The organism is Sulfodiicoccus acidiphilus, assembly GCF_003967175.1.
GTDB classification, from domain to species: Archaea; Thermoproteota; Thermoprotei_A; order Sulfolobales; family Sulfolobaceae; genus Sulfodiicoccus; species Sulfodiicoccus acidiphilus.
In genome coordinates, this window is record NZ_AP018553.1 from 1951325 (window position 1) to 1973431 (window position 22107).

The 22107-nt window shown below is 51.3% G+C and carries 21 protein-coding genes and 2 pseudogenes; 9 read left to right on the forward strand and 14 right to left on the reverse strand.

The features are described 5' to 3' along the window. The first annotated feature begins 80 nt into the window (after nucleotides 1-80). Complete coding sequence (locus HS1genome_RS09840) at nucleotides 81-1544, forward strand: dihydroorotase (protein ID WP_126450858.1); 1464 nt, start codon at nucleotides 81-83, stop codon at nucleotides 1542-1544. On the opposite strand, the gene HS1genome_RS09845 is transcribed toward HS1genome_RS09840, so the two are convergent. From HS1genome_RS09845 to HS1genome_RS12125, 6 genes are all read right to left on the reverse strand, one after another. After that, the gene (locus tag HS1genome_RS09845; RefSeq protein ID WP_126450859.1) at nucleotides 1520-2344 is read right to left on the reverse strand and encodes an isocitrate lyase/PEP mutase family protein; all 825 of its coding nucleotides are present in this window, start codon (nucleotides 2342-2344) and stop codon (nucleotides 1520-1522) included. The genes HS1genome_RS09840 and HS1genome_RS09845 overlap by 25 nt on opposite strands. Nucleotides 2345-2684: 340 nt before the next feature. Beyond that, nucleotides 2685-3434: an N-acyl homoserine lactonase family protein gene (locus tag HS1genome_RS09850; RefSeq protein ID WP_126450861.1), complete on the reverse strand. Its 750-nt coding sequence runs from the start codon at nucleotides 3432-3434 to the stop codon at nucleotides 2685-2687. A 9-nt stretch (nucleotides 3435-3443) separates the two neighbouring features. Further along, complete coding sequence (locus tag HS1genome_RS09855; protein WP_126450863.1) at nucleotides 3444-4763, reverse strand: MFS transporter; 1320 nt, start codon at nucleotides 4761-4763, stop codon at nucleotides 3444-3446. A gap of 71 nt (nucleotides 4764-4834) precedes the next feature. Next, complete coding sequence (locus HS1genome_RS09860) at nucleotides 4835-5290, reverse strand: MaoC family dehydratase (RefSeq protein ID WP_126450865.1); 456 nt, start codon at nucleotides 5288-5290, stop codon at nucleotides 4835-4837. 1486 nt (nucleotides 5291-6776) lie between these two features. Further along, a complete protein-coding gene (locus HS1genome_RS13375) occupies nucleotides 6777-6914 on the reverse strand; it encodes a hypothetical protein (RefSeq protein WP_126451405.1) in 138 nt (45 codons plus the stop codon). A gap of 108 nt (nucleotides 6915-7022) precedes the next feature. Continuing rightward, nucleotides 7023-7199 (reverse strand): hypothetical protein, encoded by a 177-nt coding sequence (locus HS1genome_RS12125; protein ID WP_158613791.1) that lies wholly within the window; start codon nucleotides 7197-7199, stop codon nucleotides 7023-7025. Between the two features lie 16 nt (nucleotides 7200-7215). Between HS1genome_RS12125 and HS1genome_RS09870 the strand changes: the two genes are divergently transcribed. From HS1genome_RS09870 to HS1genome_RS09875, 3 genes are read left to right on the forward strand one after another with little or no spacing between them, the layout of a single operon-like run. Further along, a complete protein-coding gene (locus HS1genome_RS09870) occupies nucleotides 7216-7413 on the forward strand; it encodes a hypothetical protein (protein ID WP_126450867.1) in 198 nt (65 codons plus the stop codon). 21 nt (nucleotides 7414-7434) lie between these two features. Further along, nucleotides 7435-7605 carry a hypothetical protein gene (locus tag HS1genome_RS12860; protein WP_229768289.1) on the forward strand — a complete coding sequence of 57 codons (171 nt, stop codon included), beginning with the start codon at nucleotides 7435-7437 and terminating at the stop codon, nucleotides 7603-7605. Further along, entirely contained in the window at nucleotides 7589-7993 is a 405-nt protein-coding gene (locus HS1genome_RS09875) for a hypothetical protein (protein ID WP_229768288.1), read from the forward strand. The genes HS1genome_RS12860 and HS1genome_RS09875 overlap by 17 nt, the downstream gene beginning before the upstream one ends. A gap of 127 nt (nucleotides 7994-8120) precedes the next feature. Here HS1genome_RS09875 and HS1genome_RS12865 read toward each other — a convergent pair. Beyond that, nucleotides 8121-8946, reverse strand: a pseudogene (locus tag HS1genome_RS12865) (RNA-guided endonuclease TnpB family protein); the annotation flags it as partial. Between the two features lie 162 nt (nucleotides 8947-9108). Between HS1genome_RS12865 and HS1genome_RS09890 the strand changes: the two are divergent. Then, the gene (locus HS1genome_RS09890; protein ID WP_126450869.1) at nucleotides 9109-9786 is read left to right on the forward strand and encodes a helix-turn-helix domain-containing protein; all 678 of its coding nucleotides are present in this window, start codon (nucleotides 9109-9111) and stop codon (nucleotides 9784-9786) included. Nucleotides 9787-9790: 4 nt separating this feature from the next. Here HS1genome_RS09890 and HS1genome_RS09895 read toward each other — a convergent pair whose 3' ends face one another. The 4 genes and pseudogenes from HS1genome_RS09895 to HS1genome_RS13380 all read right to left on the reverse strand — a co-directional run bounded on the left by HS1genome_RS09895 (nucleotide 9791) and on the right by HS1genome_RS13380 (nucleotide 14125). Then, nucleotides 9791-10981 carry a CaiB/BaiF CoA transferase family protein gene (locus HS1genome_RS09895; protein WP_126450871.1) on the reverse strand — a complete coding sequence of 397 codons (1191 nt, stop codon included), beginning with the start codon at nucleotides 10979-10981 and terminating at the stop codon, nucleotides 9791-9793. A 60-nt stretch (nucleotides 10982-11041) separates the two neighbouring features. Continuing rightward, nucleotides 11042-12172, reverse strand: a complete 1131-nt coding sequence (locus HS1genome_RS09900) for an extracellular solute-binding protein (RefSeq protein WP_126450873.1) — start codon at nucleotides 12170-12172, stop codon at nucleotides 11042-11044. Continuing rightward, entirely contained in the window at nucleotides 12169-13434 is a 1266-nt protein-coding gene (locus HS1genome_RS09905) for a CaiB/BaiF CoA transferase family protein (RefSeq protein WP_126450875.1), read from the reverse strand. The genes HS1genome_RS09900 and HS1genome_RS09905 overlap by 4 nt, the downstream gene beginning before the upstream one ends. Further along, nucleotides 13434-14125: pseudogene (locus HS1genome_RS13380) on the reverse strand (enoyl-CoA hydratase/isomerase family protein). Before HS1genome_RS13380 ends, HS1genome_RS09905 begins: the two are co-directional and overlap by 1 nt. Nucleotides 14126-14385: 260 nt before the next feature. On the opposite strand from HS1genome_RS13380, the gene HS1genome_RS09920 reads away from it, so the two are divergent. Continuing rightward, nucleotides 14386-15735 (forward strand): MFS transporter, encoded by a 1350-nt coding sequence (locus HS1genome_RS09920; RefSeq protein ID WP_158613794.1) that lies wholly within the window; start codon nucleotides 14386-14388, stop codon nucleotides 15733-15735. A gap of 103 nt (nucleotides 15736-15838) precedes the next feature. On the opposite strand, the gene HS1genome_RS09925 is transcribed toward HS1genome_RS09920, so the two are convergent. Continuing rightward, a complete protein-coding gene (locus HS1genome_RS09925) occupies nucleotides 15839-16096 on the reverse strand; it encodes a hypothetical protein (protein ID WP_126450883.1) in 258 nt (85 codons plus the stop codon). Between the two features lie 258 nt (nucleotides 16097-16354). Here HS1genome_RS09925 and HS1genome_RS09930 point away from each other — a divergent pair, with 258 nt between their 5' ends. Beyond that, the gene (locus tag HS1genome_RS09930) at nucleotides 16355-16999 is read left to right on the forward strand and encodes a helix-turn-helix domain-containing protein (protein WP_126450885.1); all 645 of its coding nucleotides are present in this window, start codon (nucleotides 16355-16357) and stop codon (nucleotides 16997-16999) included. Nucleotides 17000-17207: 208 nt separating this feature from the next. Beyond that, entirely contained in the window at nucleotides 17208-17699 is a 492-nt protein-coding gene (locus HS1genome_RS09935) for a MaoC family dehydratase (RefSeq protein ID WP_126450887.1), read from the forward strand. Here the strand turns inward: HS1genome_RS09935 and HS1genome_RS09940 are convergent. Next, on the reverse strand, nucleotides 17693-18853 hold the full coding sequence (locus HS1genome_RS09940; RefSeq protein ID WP_229768286.1) for an acyl-CoA dehydrogenase family protein: 1161 nt from the start codon (nucleotides 18851-18853) through the stop codon (nucleotides 17693-17695). The two genes, HS1genome_RS09935 and HS1genome_RS09940, sit on opposite strands and share 7 nt — an antisense overlap. Nucleotides 18854-19106: 253 nt before the next feature. Beyond that, nucleotides 19107-20231, reverse strand: coding sequence for a CaiB/BaiF CoA transferase family protein (locus HS1genome_RS09945; RefSeq protein WP_126450888.1), 1125 nt, complete (start codon nucleotides 20229-20231; stop codon nucleotides 19107-19109). 518 nt (nucleotides 20232-20749) lie between these two features. Between HS1genome_RS09945 and HS1genome_RS09950 the strand changes: the two genes are divergently transcribed. Beyond that, the gene (locus HS1genome_RS09950; protein WP_126450890.1) at nucleotides 20750-22087 is read left to right on the forward strand and encodes an MFS transporter; all 1338 of its coding nucleotides are present in this window, start codon (nucleotides 20750-20752) and stop codon (nucleotides 22085-22087) included. Nucleotides 22088-22107: the final 20 nt, after the last annotated feature.

Below are 22107 nucleotides of genomic sequence, written 5' to 3' on the forward strand. Positions count from 1 at the left end.
TTTACTTGTCTTTTTCGGCCAGCGTAGGTTCTGGTAGTGACAGGTAAGTCTTTTTACGAACACCCTGCACGTTCTCTCCCGTGTTCGACCTACTTGTGAAAAACGGAAAACTGGTCCTCCCCGGGAGGACTGTAGTCGATGGAGAGGTTGGAATTAATGAAGGGAAGATCGCGGCAGTGGGCAGGAACTTAGGCGCTGGGCACGTCAACGTAGATGCGTCGGGCAAGCTAGTCCTACCAGGGGTTCTTGACACCCACTTTCACGTGGGGATCTACAGGCCCTTCCAGGAGGACGCTAGAACGGAGTCGATGAGTGCTATAGCTGGGGGCGTTACCACGATCCTGAGCTACTTCAGGACAGGGAGGAACTACCTCAACATTTCTGAGGACTACAGTTCGCTCTTCCCGAGGCTAGTGGAAATGAGTAAAGGCAACTTCTACGTGGACTACGGATTTAACATAGCACCCATAACGAGGAAACATGTAGAGGAGATAGAGACTCTCTTTAAGCTTGGGGTCTCTACCTTCAAGTTTTACATGTTCTACAAGGGCCTAAATCTGAGAAGCGAGTACAGGAAAGGAAGCGTCGAGGAGGAATACCTCCTATCCAAGGATCCCTACGATGGGGGACACCTCTTCACTATAATGAAGAGGATTTCGTCCCTGAAGGGAGGTAAGACACCGCACCAGCCGAGGCTGAGCGTCCACGCAGAGGACGCGGAAGTGATAAGGGTGCACCTGGAGGAGGCTAAGGAGGAGTTCTCCAGAGGGATACTTAACGCCCTCGAGGCATACAGTGCAGCTAGACCACCTGAGGGGGAGAGGGTGGCCATTTTACAGGCAGCTGAGATGGCCCGAGCCACGGGCTGTCCAATCAATGTGCTCCACGTGAGCAGCGAAACTGCGCTCAGGACTATCGAGGAGGTTCGCAGGTGGTGGCCTGGGCTAGATGTGATGGCGGAGGTGACCTCATCCCACCTGACTCTCACCACCAATTCTAAGGCAGGAGTGCTAGGAAAGGTCAACCCGCCCATAAGGTCAGATAGGGATAGGGAAGCCCTGTGGGAGGGCTTGGTCTCTGGCTCAATACAGACTGTCGCTAGCGATCACGCGGCGATCGAACAGTCGAGGAAAGGAGGAGAGCTATGGACGGCGGAGAACGGATTCGGTGCGACGGAGCTGATGGTTCCTTCACTGCTCACCGAAGGGTTGAGGAGGGGAGTGCCGCTCACTAGGCTGGTCGAACTGGTTACGTCCTCCCCCGCGAAGTTTCACGGACTGTATGGGAGGAAGGGAGATCTCCTTCCTGGGTTCGACGGCGACCTCGTTATCGTGGACCTTAACACGACGCGCAGGGTCAGGGCGGACGCGTTGCACTCGGCCCAAGACTTCACGCCTTATGAGGGGATGGAATTGAGAGGATGGCCAACTACCACCGTCCTTCGCGGGGAGATCGTGTTCGACTCGGGGGAGTTCAGTGACGCGAGGAGGGGGAGTTCCTCAAGAGGCCAGTGGAGCTTTCAGACCCCGCCTAGGATCTTCTGAAGCTCGGAGAACGTCACCATTCTTGTAAGATACCCTTCGGTTGTGCCGTCGGCCTTTAGAGCAGACAACATTTCGGTCAGTGCCCTAACCAACGTCCTGACTGCGGCCCCAGGGAAAATTACTAGTTGAAATCCCATCTCCTCCAGTTTCCTGGCTGGAACCAACGGAGTCTTGCCTCCTTCGACCATATTGGCCATCTTCATTCCCCTCACAGACCTACCAATCACGGACAACTCCTCCAAGGTCCTCGGGGACTCGACGAAGGCCACGTCTGCTCCAGCCTCTAAGTAGAGATTGGCTCTGCGCACGGCCTCTTCCACGCCGAGGACAGTTAACGCGTCCGTCCTAGCCACGATCAGTGCGTCCCTCCTAGCTACGACGGCTGCCCTGATCTTCATGAGCATCTCCCTCTCCTCTACTACTTCCTTCCCCTCCAGGTGGCCACACTTCTTAGGGAACACCTGGTCCTCCAACTGTACGGCGTCAGCTCCAGCAGCCTCGAGGACCTTCACGGTGCGTCTGACGTTGAGGTCGTTTCCGTAGCCGGTGTCCGCGTCGACTATTAGGGGTAGACTGACCACCTTCGATATCCTTTCCACCACCCTAGACACGTCTTCCAGTCCAACGAAACCTAGGTCAGGTAGTCCGAGTGACGTGTACGATATGCTGGCTCCGCTCACATACGCGGCCTCGAAGCCGGCCCTCTCCACTAGGAGAGCTGAGAGGGAATCGTAAACTCCTGGGGCCACTAGTATCGGAGTCGCTTTAAGTCTCTTCCTTAGCTTCTCTCCGGCGTTCATTCAGACTCACCAACACTCTACGAAGCGAACTACATCGGGTTGACGGAGAAGGCTCTCCACCCCATTGCCTTGTTTGAAAGGTTGAGGGTCGAGCTCCACGGGCACCGAGGGCCGCTCAGTTCCAGAAACTAGACTCCCTTTTACCCCATGAGGGACGCCGGTTGAGGCGTAGGTGCGCCTCTCTAATCTTCCCTTCGACCGAGGCGACTCAGTGACGCTTACTTCGTTAGTGACTGACATTGATTTACTGCTGTCTAAGGAAGTATTAAATGTGAAGCCCCCTTTTCGTTTTTAGGCCACTTAAACCCCAGTTAAGATAAGCCTACGGTCTGCCACAGGATTACTTATAGACGAAGGGGGAGAATTTCTTCTCAGCGTAGAACGCTGGATCGTGTCCCGGATATATTTCCGCCTTCCTTAGGCGAGCCATAAGTTTCACCTTATCAACCGAGCTTCCCCAAGTGGCGGTGTTCCAATCTAGTCCCTGTTTCCTCTTTACCGGCTGAAAATTGTCCCTAGTGTATATGGCATCGCTTACGAATATGACCCTAGAACCGGACTCGGTCTCCACGTAGAGTCCCTGTGTTCCGGGAGTGTGTCCTGGTATGGAAATCACTCTCAGACCATAGTCTATCTCGTAATCTCCTGAAAGCCTCTCAAAATCGACGTCAGGTAGGTCGAAGTCTGGCCTGCAGTACGTTCCCTCGTAAAACCAATCCGGTCTGTAGGCATAATCAAGCTCCGGGCCTTGTATCAGCACCGGGACGTTCTTGAACTTAGCTATCCCTCCCGCATGATCGTAGTGAAGGTGAGACACGACGACGACGTCCACGTCCTCTGGCCTGAGGCTCAATAGTGAAAGTTGCGACTCCAGCCTCTGGGACTGGCTCTGCGTCGTGTTGAGTTGTTTCATTATTGGATATCCCTTAGAGACGTCGGGTCCTGTGTCGAATAATACGACGAGATCCCTGACTCTCGCGACTACCGCCACCAGAGGTACCTTCACCATTTCATCGCCTCCATCCTGAACTAGCAGGGACCTCCTGTGGTAGTTCGATCCTAGGTCCAAGAGGGAAAAACCACGTTCCATCCCATCACCTCAGTAAGCAATTTCCTCCAACTCGGCCGTGGGGGGCACTCCCTTTCCAAGGGCAGCTATTATTATTGCACCTAAAAGTACGGGAACAGCTCCCAACACTATGTACGTTAGAGTGAACCCGAGGGCCTCTAGGACAAAACCATATATCGCACTACCAACTATCCACGCGAAGTCGTTAAGTCCGGTTTGCCAGGAATCTGCAGTTCCCCTGGCCCTGGTGGGGTACGTTTCAGCTATGTACACCCACCACGTGCCGTTCCACGAAAGGACCGCCGGATAGAAGATTACCGTTGTGATCACTGTATCCAGGAACCCGTGGGAAAGTGCGAAAAAGATCACGGCAACTCCACCTATAATTCCTATCAAGGCGCTTCCCCACTTCCTAGATATCCTCTGTCCCACGTGACCCATTATACCGTAACCCAAGAAACCCAAGAACGTGGCAATAAGGAGGATTTCGTAGGCAGTGGTGTAGGGGAGGTGCTTGTAATTCACTAGAACGTAAGAGGTGAAGAAGAAGAGGGCGGGAGTCGCTAGTTCGTGGAAAAACTCGGCCACTGTAGTGATTACCGTGTGTTTCTTCAACTTGGGGTCAGTGAACATTTGCCTGTATGGAAACTTAGTGACCTGGGAGAGATCGACCTTATACCTCTTTATGAGCTCCTCGGCCTCATGCCTCTTTCCCTCTTTCAGGAGCTTTCTCACTTGCAGGGTTACCTTGCTCCTCTCCGGCTCTTTAACCCATCTCCTCAGGATAAGAACGACTAGAATTGGAACTATCCCCACGAGGAAAGCAACCCTCCAACCATAGAGAGGCACTACCGCAAGGGAGACCGCTATGGCCACAAAGTAGCCGAGAGGGAAACCTCCTTGCACCCAACCATACATGCTTCCTCTATGAGTAGCGGGGAACTCCTCGTTGGCTATCGTTAGACCCGTTGGGAACTCGATGTATGAGAAACCGTCAGAAAGTACCCTAACGATCCCTAGCTCGACGGCGTTTGCAACTAGGATGGTGAAACCGGTAAAGAGGGCAGTAAATAGTAGACTGATCTGCCATATCGTTTTCCTTCCGTGGAGGTCTAAGAGGGGCCCCAGTCCCCATATCACAGCAGTTGCTCCTGCGAATATAACTGATGTTAGTATTCCAGACGTTACAGCGGAGAGGTGAAGATCAGCGGCTATTAGAGGTAAATTTATTGAATATAGATTCAGGTCAAAGGAAGCCATTGTCCACCCCAACAACGCGACGGCGAAGATAAACCATTGGTACCTCGTTATTTTCCCTTTTCTCTGCTCGACCGGTTTTTCTTCACCCATCTTTACATCCAAACTGTTTATAAAATTCCTTATACTTAAAGCGGATACTTTACAAGTAAAGACGCGCTTTCTCAGCCTGGCTTCTCCCCTTCGGACTTAACTAATATCACGTGTTCGTAGCTACACACAATCTCCCCTTTCTGGTTCTTTGTTTCACCCTTCAACGTTACAACTAACCACCCTGGCCTACTCTTACTCTCTCTAACATCGGTAACAGAAAATGTAGACCTGATGGTGTCACCCGGTCTCACTGGATTTGGAAAGCGTACGTCATTAAAGCCTAGAGAAACTAACGGCTCTTTTTCCCAGTCGATCACACCGCTCCTTACAAATAGGCCTTCTGAAATGGCCAAGGTCAGAAGTCCGTGGGCCACCCTCCCTCCAAGAAACTCCTGTTCCTTGGCGTAGACTTCGTTGGTGTGAGCGGGGTGGTAATCTCCGCTGAGGCCGGCAAAGAGAACGATATCCGCTTCGCTCACAGTCCTCGCTGGTGTTTGTATTGTTAAACCTTTAATGAATTTCACCATGAGCAATACTACTTATCCTCGTTAAAAGGCATAAGGCTTTATTCGTAACGCTAAAGCACTGTTTTTCTCTTAGATTAAAGTTTTTTGAAGATCTAGGTCAGCGTGCCTGGATTGTGAAATCGAGATGAGTTGGACAGGGCTATCCTCCATCACGGTGGAGTTCGCGTTAGGGCCGATGCCTTTGAATGGAGGGGCATAGGTGGGATCTGCAGGGGGGGGGAGGAAACTTTACCCCTAGGGTACGTGATCCTCTATCCCTACGCGTGAGATAGAGGACTCGGCGTAGGTCGTAGTTAACAGACCCGCTTAGCCCCCTCCCAAGGCTCGTATTTCCTTTAGCTACAGGAAGGGGATAATTATATTATCTCTGTATCAAGATGATAAATTTGCACATCCCCTAGACCGGAAGTCGGTCAGGTAGGTCCCATCGAGTTTACCTGAGGGTTATGCTCGTAACGTTTGTGATTATTTCTATTTTTCCATTAAATTTATTTCAAACACCTATTCATACTAATTCCCTCGCTTTCGCTTCCTCGTCACCATGCATCGCTTACGTTAGGTAACGTTAGCTGGAGTCGCCTTCAACCAGTTCTGATCCCTGTGTATTATCGAGGAAACGCGAACACATCGAACACCTCCCTCGTCGTTTCTTTCAACCCAGGTGTGCTCAAGTTCGGTGAAATCGCAAAGGACGTAGCTTCGTATGGGTTAACCTCACTTTGAGGGGTTTGGGGGGGACAGTCGAGGTGAGAGGTGTGGGGGTTTTACTTCGTCAACGCTACCCTATTTTATTTAAATTTCACACCAGTTGTACACGCTCCTACATCCACCTTTCAATTCCTTCTAGGATGCTTGGAAAGCTCATCTGTGTTATCAGGACATATTGTTCGTTTACTGACAAGTTTTATTTAAAGTTCGCCTAAGTACTGGCAAGTTGGATGATGATTCTGTCAATTAGTTGACAAGTTAGAGGATCCGATGGGGCCATGAAAACGTGGGGCTCGGTAGGGAACCCTGGACCCCCATGATATGGACGGTTCTACCTTTGATGAAGTGGTGTCCTTAGGGTTGTTAGATCATCTTGAGACGGACGAGTTTGATCTGGACGCCAGATCCTGGGATCGGATCGTGACGGGTTCGTACGGGGGAACGTGACACTTCGGTAGACCTTTGGGCTTGGGAGTCCCTCCGTGAAGAGGTGGGATAGTTTAAGACGGATCTCAGTGTCTCACACGGGGACGACCGAGGGGAATTATCCGAGGAGACGGCTCGGGTGTAGCTCCACCACACCTCCTGTGACTCCAGGTAAGCCGTCGTGGACCCCACTAGAACCACACTTCCTGCCGTCGATCATCCTTAAACAACACTTTCCTGAATTTTACGTGAATTACGTAAAACTCATCTTCTCCTTTACAATGTTAAGTAATCCACCGTAAATGTGTAAACAATGTTCAAAGAATTCATGTAATTCCTCCATGCTCAAGATTCAGAGCCTCTCCATTGCGTTCCTCACGATCCAAGCGATAATGGCGTGAAGGAACGCAAAACCCTCAAGTTTGTCCTTCATCTTGAACGAGGTGTCCTCAAGTCCTATCGACTTGAGATCGCGGCGGAACTTCTCGATGTTTCACCTGATCTTCCACTCCCTTAGGATCTCGGAGGCGGAGAGGTTCAGGTTGGTTGAGTACATGTAGTTGATCGATCCTGTTTTTTTTTTTTAACCGCAATTACCTTAATTTCTAATATGGAGGATCCCCTGGAGCGTCTTCTCCACCAATTCCTTCAGGACGTCCTTGACTCCGCTTCCCTTGAACTCCCTGAGCATCTCCTGAGCTAACTCCTCCTTCATGATATCACCCTCCTCCTTGCCTTTAATATTACCATTCATTTTTACCACTTTTTCCACCACTTTTGTACACCTTGTTTTGGGGTACCCCCGAGGATGTGTTGAGTCAGTTGAGGGACCCCTCCTCTTAGCCATATTCAGGGACCCGTGGGTGATCCCCTTCGTGGACAGCTACTGGGAGATAGTCGATAGGGTGAAGGAGTTTGTATTAATAGCCAAGGGTCTCATAGGGGAGGTGTTCAAGGGGGGAGAGGCAACTGACCTACCTGTACTATAAGGTACTTCTGCTCCTAGGGGAGTGTGGAGAAGCAGGGAGATCTCTGGGATAATACAACCCATGGGTGGGGAAGCAACCGTAACCTCATTATTGAATAGACTAGTGAAGATGGGACTCGTGGAGAAGATACCCACCCTAGGAAGGGAGAACTATTACAAGGTCTCCTCCCGTCCCCTTGATCCTTTATGCTGAGAGTAAGTACTTGGTGACCGAAAGGGAATCCAAGGTGAGTGAACTTCCCATAGGTAGGGAGGTACAGTTCAGTGTGGGGGAGATGTCAGCGAGGTACTTTGGAGGGATCCTCCATAACTCCCCCAAGGAGGATAAAGACGAGGTGATAGTGAAGGGAAGAAGAGTGGTGTGGGCCTTTGAGGCCAAGATGGGCGAGATAACCAGAGGTGAGGCCTCCGACGGGTTGAAGAAGGTGGGCGGGGCGAGTGAGAAGGTGGGGTTTGTGAGCCTCAGGGGGAGACCACCTGATGGATATGGTGACCTGAGCCTCGGACCTGAGGATCTGATAAGGATTGCGGAGGAGTTGAGTAAAAGAGAAGTGATCTTTTCACAGGACGGTGGAGGTTAGAGGGTAAAACACGTCGTGGGAGTGCTCAGACTAGTTCTCTATCTTAACCGTGTGACGAATCTCTTAAACAAAGGTGCGCCTATCAACGTGGTGAGGATGGCCATGAGTACTAAGGCAGTGAACTCCTCCTGGGTAGTTTACACACGTCCTTGATTAGGTTCTTGAGGTCCTTCAGTTTGATGACGTTGGCGCCCATCCTCACTGCCTCCTCCACGACTCGCTTCTCCTTTCCTGGCGAAGTCTTCCGCGATCCTCCTGGCCTTCTCGTGAAATGAGAGGGCCCTTCGAAGGATTCCTTTGTTCCCCCTCCTGGAATACTTCCCTCGCAACTTCTCAGCCAAGGACTTCCAGTGACGAGCCTCCTCGAGGCGCGTGGGTATCCTAACGTATTGGGTGTCGTCCTTCCCCACCACCTCAGCCACATTCACTTCTACGGGGACGCCCGACTCGGGTTACCTTCCCCTATCGAAGGCTTGAGGAAGGTCTTCCTATCCTGAACTAGGAGTCTGGCCTACCTCGTCTTTAAGCTAGCGTACTGCTCGAGTTCCTCGGGTCCGAGATCGGGAGCTCGCCGACTTCAGCGATCCTGACGGTGATCTTCTCTAAATCTAGTTTATAGCTCCCCCTGGGCGTCGACCTTACCGTGGGCTTGTACACGAGGGGAGCCGACCCCTCCTGCGGTCCTCGTACCAACCCTTGTACACCGAGAGTGCGTCCCGGTGGAAGTCCTCAGCGACCTTTGAAGGTAGGTTGAATTCCTCCCTCAACCTCTTGTACAACTCCTCGTGTACTTTCCCCAATACCCCACCATCTTCCGGGTTCATCACGTTCTCCTTCAACCAGGACAGGGTGAAACGCGTCGCTACAACGTAGTCGTTCACGAGGACTAGGAGAGGCTCGGGGGGGACCTCCGTCGAGATCGCGGCTCCGATCGCTTTGGCCCTCCTGGTCATCAGAGGAAATTTGAGAGAAGCTCATCTAAATATGAGGGGGCTGTCCATCTACGCCTCAAGAGACGAGGCTTTCTGCCCCCTCAACCCTCCAGTCTGTAAGTTTCCTAACCCCCTTCTCCACAAAAAAATATAATGGTGGATTCTACAACATATTGATCTATTTTGAGGGATCTTCCTGACATCCCAGGGGGCGTCTGGGAGTACAAAGTGGAATTGAAACATAGAGGTTGTTGGGGATACCGTGCTCCTGAGGGTTATGCTGACGTCCTCCTCAACGTGAAGGAGAGGAGGGGAACAATAGCGGCCAGGAGATTAGCTAAGACTAAAGGAGAGGGAATCTACAGGCTTGTGAAGTTACTTCGTTCTTCAGACTACATCACAAGTAGCGACGTACTGAAGGTCGATTCGAGCACATACTTAGTAGAAATGACGGTGCTACCGGAGTTTACGGTGGTCATGGAATTCATAGACCTTGAGGGGGTTTTGGACATGACGGCCCTGTTGAATGGTGGCGTGGAAGTTTACAACTTCGTATCCGATGGGATTTCAGGAGACCAAATTATCAGGAGGCTTAGAGAAAGACCTGATGTCTCGATTCTAAGATTAAGCCGTTTTCCAGCAGATCGAAACTCGATTTATAGGAAGAGGTTGGAGGGCGTTGTCAGCCTGCTTTTAACTCCACATGAAAGGGAAATAATTAGGTCTGCTAAATTGATGGGATACTTCGATCTCCCAAGGAAAGTGGGACTGGAGTCGTTAGCTGACGAGTACGATACAAGCAAAATGGCAATATCAATCACAATAAGGAGGGCAATAAAGAAACTCCTAGATGTAATTTGAGGCCCTACTTAATACTACCTTTTCCCAGTGAAATCACTCCCCTCTTCTCAAGGAGTGATATTTCATCGCGAGATAGACCAAGTCCTGCGAGGACTTCGGCCGTATGTTCCCCCAAGGTAGGTGCCCTCCCTAGGGGAGGCGGGGAGTCTCGACCCAATTTTATCGCAGAACCAGGTATAGGAATCTGTCCCACCGGAGTATCGGCCTTCCACACCATATTTCTCTTCGTCGCAAACCGATCGTTCAAAACGCTAATAGGCCTCTTCACTTCAGCTGCGGCTCCTCCTGCTTCTAAAACGATCCTCACCACTTCCCTAGAAGGGATTTGGATTGCCCAGCTCCCTACAACATCGTCCACCAAGTCGTAGTTCCTAACCCTCTCCCTAACTGTGTTCAGCCTAGGATCGTTCATCAAGTCGTCTCTTCCGATCAGTTTAATGAACCTCTTCCACTGTTCGTCTTCTCCGATAGCTATCATAACATATCCATCGGCCGTCTTATATACGTTGTAGGGAGCGAAGACCATGAGACGGCTGCCCCTTACGTTGCGCAGAAGACCTGAAATTTCAAAAGCTATCCATGGAAAAACGTACATTACTCCCACGTCGTATAAGGCTATATCTATGAACTCGCCCTCGCCCGTCTTCTCCCTTCTCAGAAGGGCTGCCACCGTAGCCAAGGCAGCTATGGAGGCTGCCGCGTAATCCAGTGACATGGCGTTGACCTTAGGTGCTCCATCGGGGGAGTTTGCTATCATTAGTCCAGTTTCAGCTTGAGCCAATGGATCGTAGCCTGGCAGATCTCCGAGCTCACCTTGGGTTCCGTAGCCACTTATTGACGTGTATATTAGTTTCTGGTTCACACTCTTCAACTTCTCGTAGTCAAGCCCTAACCGCCTCAGGGCGGACGGTCTGTAGTTTGTCACGAACACGTCACTTACGCGTATCAAACTATACATCAGCTCCTTACCTTCATTTGCCTTCAGATCAATGACAACGGACTTCTTTCCAGCGTTATAGTAGTGAAAAAGGAGCGAGTCCTCTCCCAGGGCCGGGGCAGTCCTCCTGTTGGACTCTCCAGAGGGCGGTTCCACTTTTATCACCTCAGCGCCCAGCTCCGCAAGGAGCCTGCCGCAGTAGGGGCCAGCTAGGTGGAGCCCGTTCTCAACAACTCTCACTCCTTCGAGGGGAGTCATAAAACATCCATTGCTATCACTATAATAACAATTGAATTTTACAGGTAACACTTAAGAAGGTTACGATCTCCAACCCCATTTTTGTGCCAGTGTTTTGAGTTCCTTGGCGGTTTCCTCAGGTTTTCCGTTTTCCATTAGCATAGACAAAATTAACTCGCCGCTCCTCTCGTGGAGGGTAACGAATCCTGGGAAATTTGGTCTAACGTAGGCGTGCACCATCGTACTCAGTGTATTCAGGAATGCGTTATTGAAGGAGAGATTTATCCTTTCATCCAGCCACGCCTTCACATGAAAGGGTTGTCCTCCTCCAGTCACATATATCGAACTCTGTACTTGGGGGGAGGTTATCCACTTCAGGAAATCAATTACTTGTGGTATGCACTTAACCCTCTTGGATACGGCTATCCCGGCCCCTCCTAACACGGAGCCCTTGGGAACGTAAGTTTTACTTGGTAGGTCGTCGAACAGTATTACTTTCTCCTTATAGCCTTGTCTGGAGTAATTGAAATAACCGTAAATGAAAGGCGAGTAACCTATTTCATCCCTCTTCGCCATCTCATCCAGCACATCTATGGGATCCGAGGTGAAACTCATGGGATGCAAGTAATCTGACAAGCTCCTTAGCTCCTCCAACGTTTTCACAAGGATTGCGTCCTGTAGATTTGCGAAGGGCAACTCAGAAGTTCCAATCGAATTCACCAAGAGGGTAAGGAAAGTAGAGTGTGCATGAAGAGGAGATAGAGGAACTGCGGCTACAACTTCCTTCTTCTTAAGTAGGTTAATTACCGACGAGAAGGATCTGGGTGGATCGCTCAACAGATCCGGCCTGTAGGCGGAGACTTGTGCACTGAGGTCTAGGGGTAGGGCCCAACTACGTCCACCAAAGAAATAGCTTCTAAAGGCACCACCTATTGAGCCGTTCTCCACTATCCTCAAATCCTGTTCGGTCAATAGTTGATCCATGGGGATGTACATCCCGCTCGCGGCCAGATCCCCAACTGCTGGATAATCCATCACTATTATATCGTACTTTTCGGCGAGCTCGGTGGGGGACCTCATCGTGAAGTCCCTTAGGGATCTCGTGTGCCACCTAACCTCTGCTTGAACGTACTTAGAGGAAGCCGCCTGAAGTCCACCGACACCTCTAACGTCATCCCATGTGTTGCCCTCTAACACACACAAGTCACTCAAATTATTCCGTCCTCCTTCAACTTTTCAATCTCCATGGTCGACAACCCCAACACTGAACGATATACCTCTGCATTGTTATAGCCCAGAGGAAGGCCGGGGCTCACGACCGCACCTTCTGACGCCTCTATCTTGAAAGCCGAGCCTGGGATCTTAACAGCTGCTCCAGATGGAGTATTTAAGTCAAGCCACATACGTCTAGCTAGAACGTGAGGATCGGTAAGTTGTTCCTTCAGGCTTCTCATTACTCCCGCTGCTCCACCTACTGAGTTCACGATTCTCATCACCTCCTCACTCCCGATCGAGAGGAACCACGAGGAAACCGTTCTGTGTAGTTCAATACCGGCCTTGAGGAGCGGATCCCCGTCATCACTGAACTTCAACTCGAGTAGCTTATCTGGGTCCCCGATGGTTTCAACCAATTTTCTCCACGCAGCTAATCTAGCCTGATTAGTGGAGAACCTCGGATCTCTGGCCATGTCGGGTCTGCCGAAGTGCTCACAGAGCCTACGCCACGCCTCGTCGTTGTGAATTATAACATAAACCATCCCGTCTTTAGTCTTATAGAGGTACTCTGGGTAAAAGAACATCCCTGTCGGACCTACCCTATGGGGAAACCCTCCTAGGAAGTAAATCATGCTCTGTTGAGAGGCCAAGACGGCCACATCGAACATTGACATGTCTATCCTCGTTCCTTTACCCGTGAATTCCCTGAGTCTTAGGGCCGCTAGAATAGCCACCGCAGCGTAGGCCGGAGTCATTATATCTAGGATACCCATTCCTACCCTCGTCGGTTTATCGGGAAAGCCGTTAGTATCCATGAATCCGCTCATCGCTTCGACAGTGGGATCGAATCCCGGTAGTGCCGAGTATGGGCCAGTCCTCCCGTATCCAGTTGTGGACACATATATAATTTTTGGATTCACTTTACTTTGCTCCTCATATCCTATTCCCAATTTCTCAACAGTGCCTGGAGAATAGTTTTCAATGAAAACGTCGGCCTTCTCGACCAACTTGAGGAGGAGCTCCTTACCTCTTTCCTTCTTAACGTTGAGAGTAATGAACTTCTTATTCGCGTTATAAGACATGAAGTGAAGGGAGATGCCGTCTATTATGGGAGGAACGTATCTTTGAGGATCTCCCCACGGCGGCTCAACCTTTATGACCTCAGCTCCAAGTTCCGCCAGCAACCTGGAAGTGTAAGGGCCATTCCAGAAAACTCCCATCTCTACCACTCTGATTCCATCGAGGGGTCTCACAAACATCACCTCCCTTTCATTCTAGGCGATCTCTTCTCTATGAAAGCTTTCAGCCCCTCCTTACCATCCTCGGTGTTGAAAAGGAGAGAGGTGAGAAACGCCTCCGTGGAGTCCCTATGACTGAAGATCCTAGCCATCGTCTCATTAATGACCCTCTTTACATTCTTCACTGCTACCCACGCCCCCACCACAGAGTTCGCTAGTGCTTTAGCCTCGTCTAAGAGGTTCTCCGGCTCGACGACCCTATTGATCACTCCCGCTCTGTAGAGCTCTTCGGCCGTGAGGAATTCTCCAGTCCAGAGGAGCTCCTTAAGCTTATAAGGACCTACATTGCCGAGCAATTTCCTGAATCCCCCTCCTGGCGAAAGTCCTATTCTGATCTCGGGAAAGCCAAATCTTGCGTTCTTACTGGCCACAATTAGATCACATGCCAAAGCCAGCTCGAAGCCTCCCCCAACGCATAGCCATTAACAGCGGCTATCACTGGCTTGTCCACTTCCTCAATCAGCTGGTAAAGCCTGTTTCCAATTATCTGATGGTTAATATAGTCGTAAAGAGTCATTGTGAGGTATTCCTTCGCGTCTGAGCCGCTTGAGAAAGCCCTCCCTTCACCTGTTAGAATTATGGAGCTTACGTCCGTTCTTTTCGCCATTTGGTCAACGATCTCGTAGAGTCCCTTCATTGTTTCAGTATCCATGGCGTTTAATCTCTCTGGGCGGTTTAACGAAACGATCGCCACGTTTTCTTCTACACGGCTATTGATGTTTTCCCTCCCAGACGACACGCCATAGAGTGATACTCCTAATATAATAGCTTCCTTATTTACCCGTAAACTACTAACTAGATAACATATTTATGCTGAAGGGTTGTGAAGGCACATATTAGGGAATTTACAGATAAAACTGCGTGTTTTTTAATAGTAACTCAAGTTAGACACCAGGGAGCATGTCAGGTGGGGTGGGTAGTAAAAGGCAGGTCTCCTACAACGTTTTAGATAGAAGTAAGGTCATTGCCTTTCATAGGAGACTAGCAGTAGTAGCAGGTCTAGGACCTTTTTCGGACGCTATAAACCAGTTCGCGGCCTCATCGGCGTTAGTCGCGGTGCCGATCCTGTTCCATTTCTCAGCCATATTGACCTCCTTAGTAATTGGAGCGTACTTCGCAGGAGTGGGAGCAGGAGGCTTCATAGGTGGCATCCTCACCGACACCTACGGCAGGAAGAGGATCTTCATTTACGACACGCTTGGTATGGCTATCTTCGCGCTGCTGAGCGCTGCGGCCCTCAACGGAATATGGTTCCTAATAACTCGAAGTTTATTGGGTTTCTTCATAGGCATGGATTACACTGCAGCCGTTCCTCTCCTCTCTGAGTACGCGCCCTCCAAAGATAGGGGGAGACTTCTCACAATAGAAGCCCTCATGTTTAAGGTGGGTGAGGAATTCATCATATTGTTAGGGGCTCTCCTCACCATAGTGGTGGGGGTCCTCTCGGCTTGGAGGTACACTTTCATAGTGGGGGCAGTTCCTGTATTACTAGCATTCTTCTTGAGGAGATCGTTTCCAGAGAGTTTAAGGTGGTCCGTCGAGAGTGGAAGGAAGGACAAGGTAAGGGAGACCATAGATACGCTAAGAAGACAAGGGCTCGAGCAGGAAGTGAGAGATGAGGAGCTCGGTTCCCCCTACGGGGTCAAGGACGTACTGCTTGAGTTCTTTTCACGTAGGAACGTGAGAGCGCTGCTTTACATCTTCTGGATCGGCACGTCCTACGCTCTAACTATTCCCCTAGTTGCTGCGTGGAGTCCAGTGATATTGGAAGCGTTAGGGGCCTCGGCCACTCTATCATTAATAGGGACGGCCATTATATCGGCGGCGGCAATAGTTGGCGTAGGGGTGGTGATGATCTACATAGACAAGATAGGACGAAGACTTATAGGAACTGTGGGTTACATCCTTTCCGCAATAATCATGGGTATAGTTTATTCTAGTTACGTTTTTCACTTCGTAAGCATAGATCTCATTATAGCGTTGTTTACCATTTTCATGGGAATAAACGTAGGAACAATAGGAAGCTTGCAGTACGTTCCACCAGCAGAGGTTACCTCGACAAAGGTAAGAGGACTCACGGTTGGATGGGACAAACTCTTCGAGTTCGAGATAGCCTTGGCCGCCTTGTCTATATACGCCGTTCTCGGACCAATGAATTCTACGCTCTTCGTTACCGTCGCGAGTATCATATCTGCGATTATCATTTATTTGGTGAGTTTTGAGACTAAACAGAAACCGCTGGAACAGATTTCGTCAGCTTGAATTTCCAACAAAGAGTGCCCGTCATGGATTCCCTTAATGGTTTGAGCTTCATTGAATTTTCACGAATTTGTGTCCAATTCTGAGCCCTTGGACTTCTCTAGAGTCACGGGAAAACCCATTCAAATTCCCCCCAGCGGGAAGACCCCCACCTGCACCTAAAGGTCCTACTAACCCTTCTGGAAACCCACATCTGGACAGGACTCGGATGAAAGAACGTCTTACCTATCCACCTCTCCCCCACGACCAGGGCCATCCTGTTCCTCGTCCCCATGGAGTCCATATCCCTCAGCTCGTTCTCCTTACCGAAGAGGTCCCTTCCGCTGGACTTTGGTTCGTCGACGAAGATTAAATTATCACCCAACTAGTTAAACTCTCCGTCGATCACTGAAGGAATAGTCAGCGGCCCTTCGCCTCCGACGTCAACTGTAAGGTTCACACCTAGCTGACTTCTGGAGGAACGGTAGAGGTACTCGAAGCTACGAAGAAGCTGGAAACCTAGCCCGGAGAACTCCGACCGGGTTCAGGGTTGAGGATGCGTCCATCTGACACATGTCCGTAAAGTGGGCCGGAGGTCGGTCTCCATGTAAATATTTTTAAATGTATAAACTCAACACTAAACGTGTACAGTAGGTACCCTCTAAAGTTAGTCACTGTCACCCTAGAGCACGACAGGTGCTGGACGAGCTTCGTGAAGGAGGGCCAGATAAGGGTGTTGTCCCACGTCAACAACGGAACCTACGTGAGGGACGTGGTCGTGGGAGACATCGAGGCCGTGAGGACGGTGACGCGGCTCGATCCCTCAACCAGGGTGAAGGAGGTGGTTAACCTTAGGAGGTACGGGGACGTGGTGGTCGCTGACATACTTCTCAGTTACGACAACTCCACCGTCGCTCTCCTCCAGAAGAACGGCGTAGCGCTCCTGGAGCCTACCGTGGTTGAGGGAACTGAGAGCTGGAACTTCCTCGCCTACGAGTATCAGCTTAGGAAGATCTTGGAGGAGCTGGAGAGGGCAGCTTCGGTGGTGAGGGTGTCTATGACAGACTACGTCCCTCAGAGGGAGGTGGTGTTGAGCGACGACGAAGTGAGGGCACTTGAGGGAGCTATAAGTATGGGGTACTTCGAGGTCCCTAGGAGGCACAGGACGTGGGAGGTGTCGAGGAAGTTAGGCATGTCGCAGTCCACCTTCACCCTCCACCTGAGGAGGGCCCAGAGGAAGTTGGCCACCAAGTTCCTTAATTCACTGCGGAGGAGCTCCTCTACCTGAACTCGTTTGCTATATCTGTAGATTTTGATTATGATGATTTCTCCATACAAGCATTATTCCTCAGATATTCTCGCATCCTTCCAAGGAAGAAATCATGCGCGGTGGTCTATTTGATTTAAGAATACTTTTAACTATGTGCACAATAAATGTTAGATCTCTTAGGCATTTCCACAGTCGAACTTTTTAGTTCTGTTTCACCCTCTAATGTATGGAGTCTGGTCCCTTCTTCGAAGATTTCAGGCAAGGGCAGAAGTTCAGGAGTAAGGTGGGAAGGACTTTACTCGACGTCGACAACGTCTGGTTCACGCTGTTGACCAACAACAACAACCAGATCCACTTCAACCAGGACTACACTTCCAAGAACTTCCCTGGAGACCCATTCAAGGGTAGGCTGGTAGTGAACGGGTTCCTCACACTAGCTGTGACGGCGGGACTCCTAGTGGAGTACACTAGCGCCATGGGGTTCATGTTGGGAGTAGACAACGTAAAGTTCCTCCAGCCAGTTTTCGCTGGAGACACACTTTACGCAGAGGCAGAGGTTACTGAAGTGAGGGAGTCCAAGTCTAGGGAGGGCTTCGGAGTGGTGAAGGTGAGGACGTGGGGGGTGAACCAGAGGGGGGAGAAGGTCATAGAGTTCGATAGGGCGTTCATGGTGAGAAAGAGGACAGCGGTGTGGACTGGAGAGAGGAGAGCTCAGTAGGACTTGGGCAGGTCCAATGCGTGTGTGGCGAGAAAGGCCAGGGCCATGTTCTGGGAGACAGGGGCCACCTTGTATAGCCTTGTCTCACGGAACTTCCTCTCCACCCCAGAGGAAGCGTACCCGTAACCTCCATGGACGTCCATGGCTACGTTAGCCGCGTCCCATGCCACCTCAGCAGCTAGGTACTTGACCATCGTAGCGTACTCCCCTGAGAGGTTCTGGTCAACACCGTCCACCACCTCCAAGGCCCTCCTGAAGAGGTGTTCCACAGCCACAGTCCTGGCATAGACGTCGGCTATTGGAAACTGCACTCCCTGGTTGGCCCCTATGGGTTTCCCAAACACGAACCTCTCCCTCGCGTACTCCGAGGCCTTCCTGACGAACCACCTAGCGTTCCCTAGCAGCTCCCCCGCTATCATGACTCTCTCCGCGTTTAACGCGGCCACGAGGCACGGGAAACCCTTGTCCACCTCCCCCACTACGTCTTCTTCCCCCACCTCGAGCCCATCAACGTGGACCTCGTAGACGTCGGTGTTAGACATCGTTCTAATTTCGTCGTATTCCAGTCCCTTAGCTTCCCTCAGGTTCACCAGGAAGAGTGTTATCCCGTCCGTCTTCTTCTCCACGTCCTCAAGCCTCCTTGTACGCGCCGCGAGCACCATGAGATCCGTGTGGCCCAGCCTCGAGGAGAACACTTTCCTCCCCTTCACTACGAACTTTCCTCCCTTCCTCTCTGCGAACGTCCTCATCCTGGTGGAGTCGGAGCCGCTCTCCTGTTCCGTTAGAGCGAGAGTCATCACCCTCGTCCCCTTGGCTATTGAAGGAAACCACCTTTCCTTCAACCTCTCGTTTGCGCACTTCCTCAGCATGGACGTGAGGTAATATTGGCCGTGGACGAAGTAGGAGTTTCCCCCGAGGAGGTTTATCTCCCGTAGCAGGAGAGATGCCTCTCTCGTTCCCCTTCCACCACCTCCGTACTCCTCCGGTATGAGGAGCCCTCCTAGTCCTAACTCCATGAATTCCCTCACGAACTCCTCGGGGAACTCCCTCCTCTCGTCTGTCCTATTCCAGTAAGACTCGCCGTACCTGGACATGAGCCCCCTCACGGTGGTAAGGAGAACTTCAGTGTCCTCGTCCACCTGAAATTCGATCACAGTAGGTGAGGTATGGGTCCGACATTATAAGCAATCGCGGGGGAACGCACGGAGTTCGACTCCTAACCTGTTCCTCCTCCAAGGGAAACCACAGACACGGATCGGCGTAGCGCTGAATGTAACTGGGGGTCCGCGCGTTTGGAGCTGGCGTCGACTCAGCTGGAGTGCCCCGCGCCTCCTCTCCGACCTCAAGGGTCTTTCCACATCCCTCCAGACAGCTTTTTCCTAAGAGTTCGGGTGGGGACGACGAACCCTACGCTCGCCTGTCCATCATCTTAACGATCCCCTTCCTGGCCATGTCCTCCACCTCTTCCCTACTGTAGCCAAGCTCCTCCAATACTTCGACCGTGTGTTCTCCTAGCCCAGGAGAGGGCCTCCTAAGGCCAACCCAGGTCTGGAGCGGAAAGTTGAGGTACTTGATCGCCCCGACTTCCGTAACCTCCCCGTACCTCCGAATAGCCTCCCCCAGGGTTAAGACAGGAGCACACGGTACGTCGTACCTCCTCAGGACGTCGATCCAGCGGTCTCTAGTCTCTCTTTCCATTTCCCTCTGGATCTCAGCAACCACGATCTCTTTCGCCCTCACCCTCTTCGAGTTGGTGGAGTACGCCTTCAGGTCCTCCCTGCCTATTGCGTCACAGAGCCTCAGGAACTGGGAGTCGTTGAAGACAGCTACGTAGACGTAACCGTCACTCGTCCTGAAGGCCTGGTAGGGAACGAGGTACCTGTGAGCTGACCCCGTTCTAGTGGGAGAGGTCCCTCCGTTTAGAACAGCGTAAGCGTCCTCCAGGGAAAGGTACAGCTGGGTCTGAAGCATGGGTACGTCGAGCAGCACGGGTCTCCGGTCTGAGGCGTACGCGTGGAGCACAGAGATCGCCGCCATCATTGCCGTTGTGACGTCTGCTATTGAGGTAGCGAACTTCGATGGAGGTCCGCCAGGGTAGCCGGTGAGATCCATGAGGCCACTCTCCGCCAGCACAGTTGCGTCGTAGGCTGGCCTATCACCTTCCCTCCGCCCGTAACCTGTGATCGAGCAGTAGATCACCTTGGGGTTAACTCGCACCGCCTCTTCGAAGTCCACGCCCAACTTGGAGAGTGCCCTAGGCCTGTAGTTAGTCACCACAACGTCGGCCGTGGAGAGGAGCTCCTCGAAGATCTCCAGCCCCTCTTTCCTCTTGAGGTCTATGGAGACGCTCCTCTTGTTCCTATTTACACTGGCGAAGTAAAGACCCTTTACCCCCTCCAGCTCTATCTTCCGTCTGTCGTCCCCCTGAGGAGGTTCCACCTTTATTACGTCTTCCCCTAGCTCCCCTAATATGGTGCACGCTAGAGGGGCAGAGATGTTGTTACCTAACTCCAGGACTCTCATAGTATCCACTACGGGGAGCCAATTAATAGAATTCTGCAACGTCGAACACTAGCCAGAGTGGGAAGAGCAGATCATGGGGGACCTGCACGGGCTAGGGCCATTACCCTCAAATGTTATTGTGGGCTAGCAGGTTATTACCGCATAAAGTGCTGAACTATAAACTTTGCCCTGGAAGAGAGTAACCATGTTCAATTCGATTTTGAGTGGTGACGAGCTCGAAGTTGAGACGGTGTGGATGTGATGTGCTAACTTCCTAAAGTTCCTCGGTACGGAGATTCTCCCGACTCCGTTCGTTCCAGTTAACGAGTGGCCTGCGCTTGGTACTGGGTGTGGTAGGGGAGGCCCCAGAGTGAAGGCCTAGGATAGCTCATCGGAGGATGGGATGAATAGGAGCCTCATCGCGATGGACTTTAATTGGTTACCCCTCTCCATTTGACTCAGATTTCCTCCACCCAAGCCGAACCGATGGACGCGATTAGGATACCTCAACGAAAAGGTTATATTACTCAAGGTATTATGTATCTACAATGGAGAAACCTAAAGAAAGTGTAGCGCAGAAAGGAAAGATCAAGTCTATCGTGGGAATCAGTGTAATTGCCTTCCTGGCGTGGACCATATCAGTCTATGACTACATACTCTTCGGAAACATGCTACCCGTTATGCAGAGTTACTTCCATTGGACCGATACGCAGTCCAGCCTACTGGCGACGTTGGTCTCCATTGGTATATTACTGGTATCGTTCACGGTGGGTCCTATGATAGATAGGTTCGGAAGGGTGAAGGCCATAGCCATTACTACGGCCGGAGTCGCGATAAGTTCACTCCTAACTGGTATTGCTGGGCTACTTGTCGCACCCATAGCCTTCGTGTGGATCGCGGTGGTCAGAGCCTTTTCGGGCTTCGGGTACTCCGAGCAGGCCGCCAACTCCGCTTACCTCACTGAGATTTACAAAGAGAAAGTTAGGGGAACGATATACTCCTTCGTTCAAGGAGGGTGGCCCATAGGCGTCCTACTGGGCTCTGCGTTCATAATTCTACTGCTAGGCAAGGTCCCTTGGTACGCTATCTTCTGGTTCGCTACTATACCTGCCGTGGTGGTCGCGCTACTAGCCCTCTTCCTACTCCCTGAGACTGAGAGGTACTTCCACATAAGGACGGTGAGGGCCTACATCAAGGCGGGGAAGGTGGAGGAGGCTAAGTCTCTCATGGACAAGTACAAGGTTGACATAGACGAAGCCAAGAAGATGACCTACGGACAACTGTTCAGCTCCAAACTGAGGAAACACACTACGTTCCTCTCGCTATCGTTCCTGACCAACTGGATGGGAATAGAAGTGTTCGTGGTACTGATCACCCTTGTCCTCACGACTGCGAAGGGGATATCGTTTACTAGTACTCTTACATGGCTCATAATCGCTAACGCCCTCTCCTACATAGGATACGTAGCTCACGGTATCTTAGGTGACAGGATAGGCAGAAGGGACACCATATTGATGGGGTGGATCGTTGCGGGACTGGCCGGAATAGGTATGATGTTAGCTCCATCCTCTGACCCGCTGCTGGTCGAGATCCTCTACGTCATTACACTGTTCTTCATAATTGGTCCGTACTCGGCGCTGTTCTCCTACATGGGTGAGTCGTTCCCCACTAGGGCTAGAGGGACGGGTGTGGCGTTCGTGAACGCCATGGGTCCCATAGGGGGACTAGCGGGAGCTGGTGCGTTAACCGCAATTCTCGCTAGTGGAGCCAGTATGACTATCGCCGCAATACTAGCAGGAGGTATACCTACCCTCGCTAGTGGCCTACTGCTCCTAGGCGCTAGGAGAATAAGGCCTGGAATGAAGTTAGAGGACATCAGCTATTAATGAGTCAATTATTAAAGTAA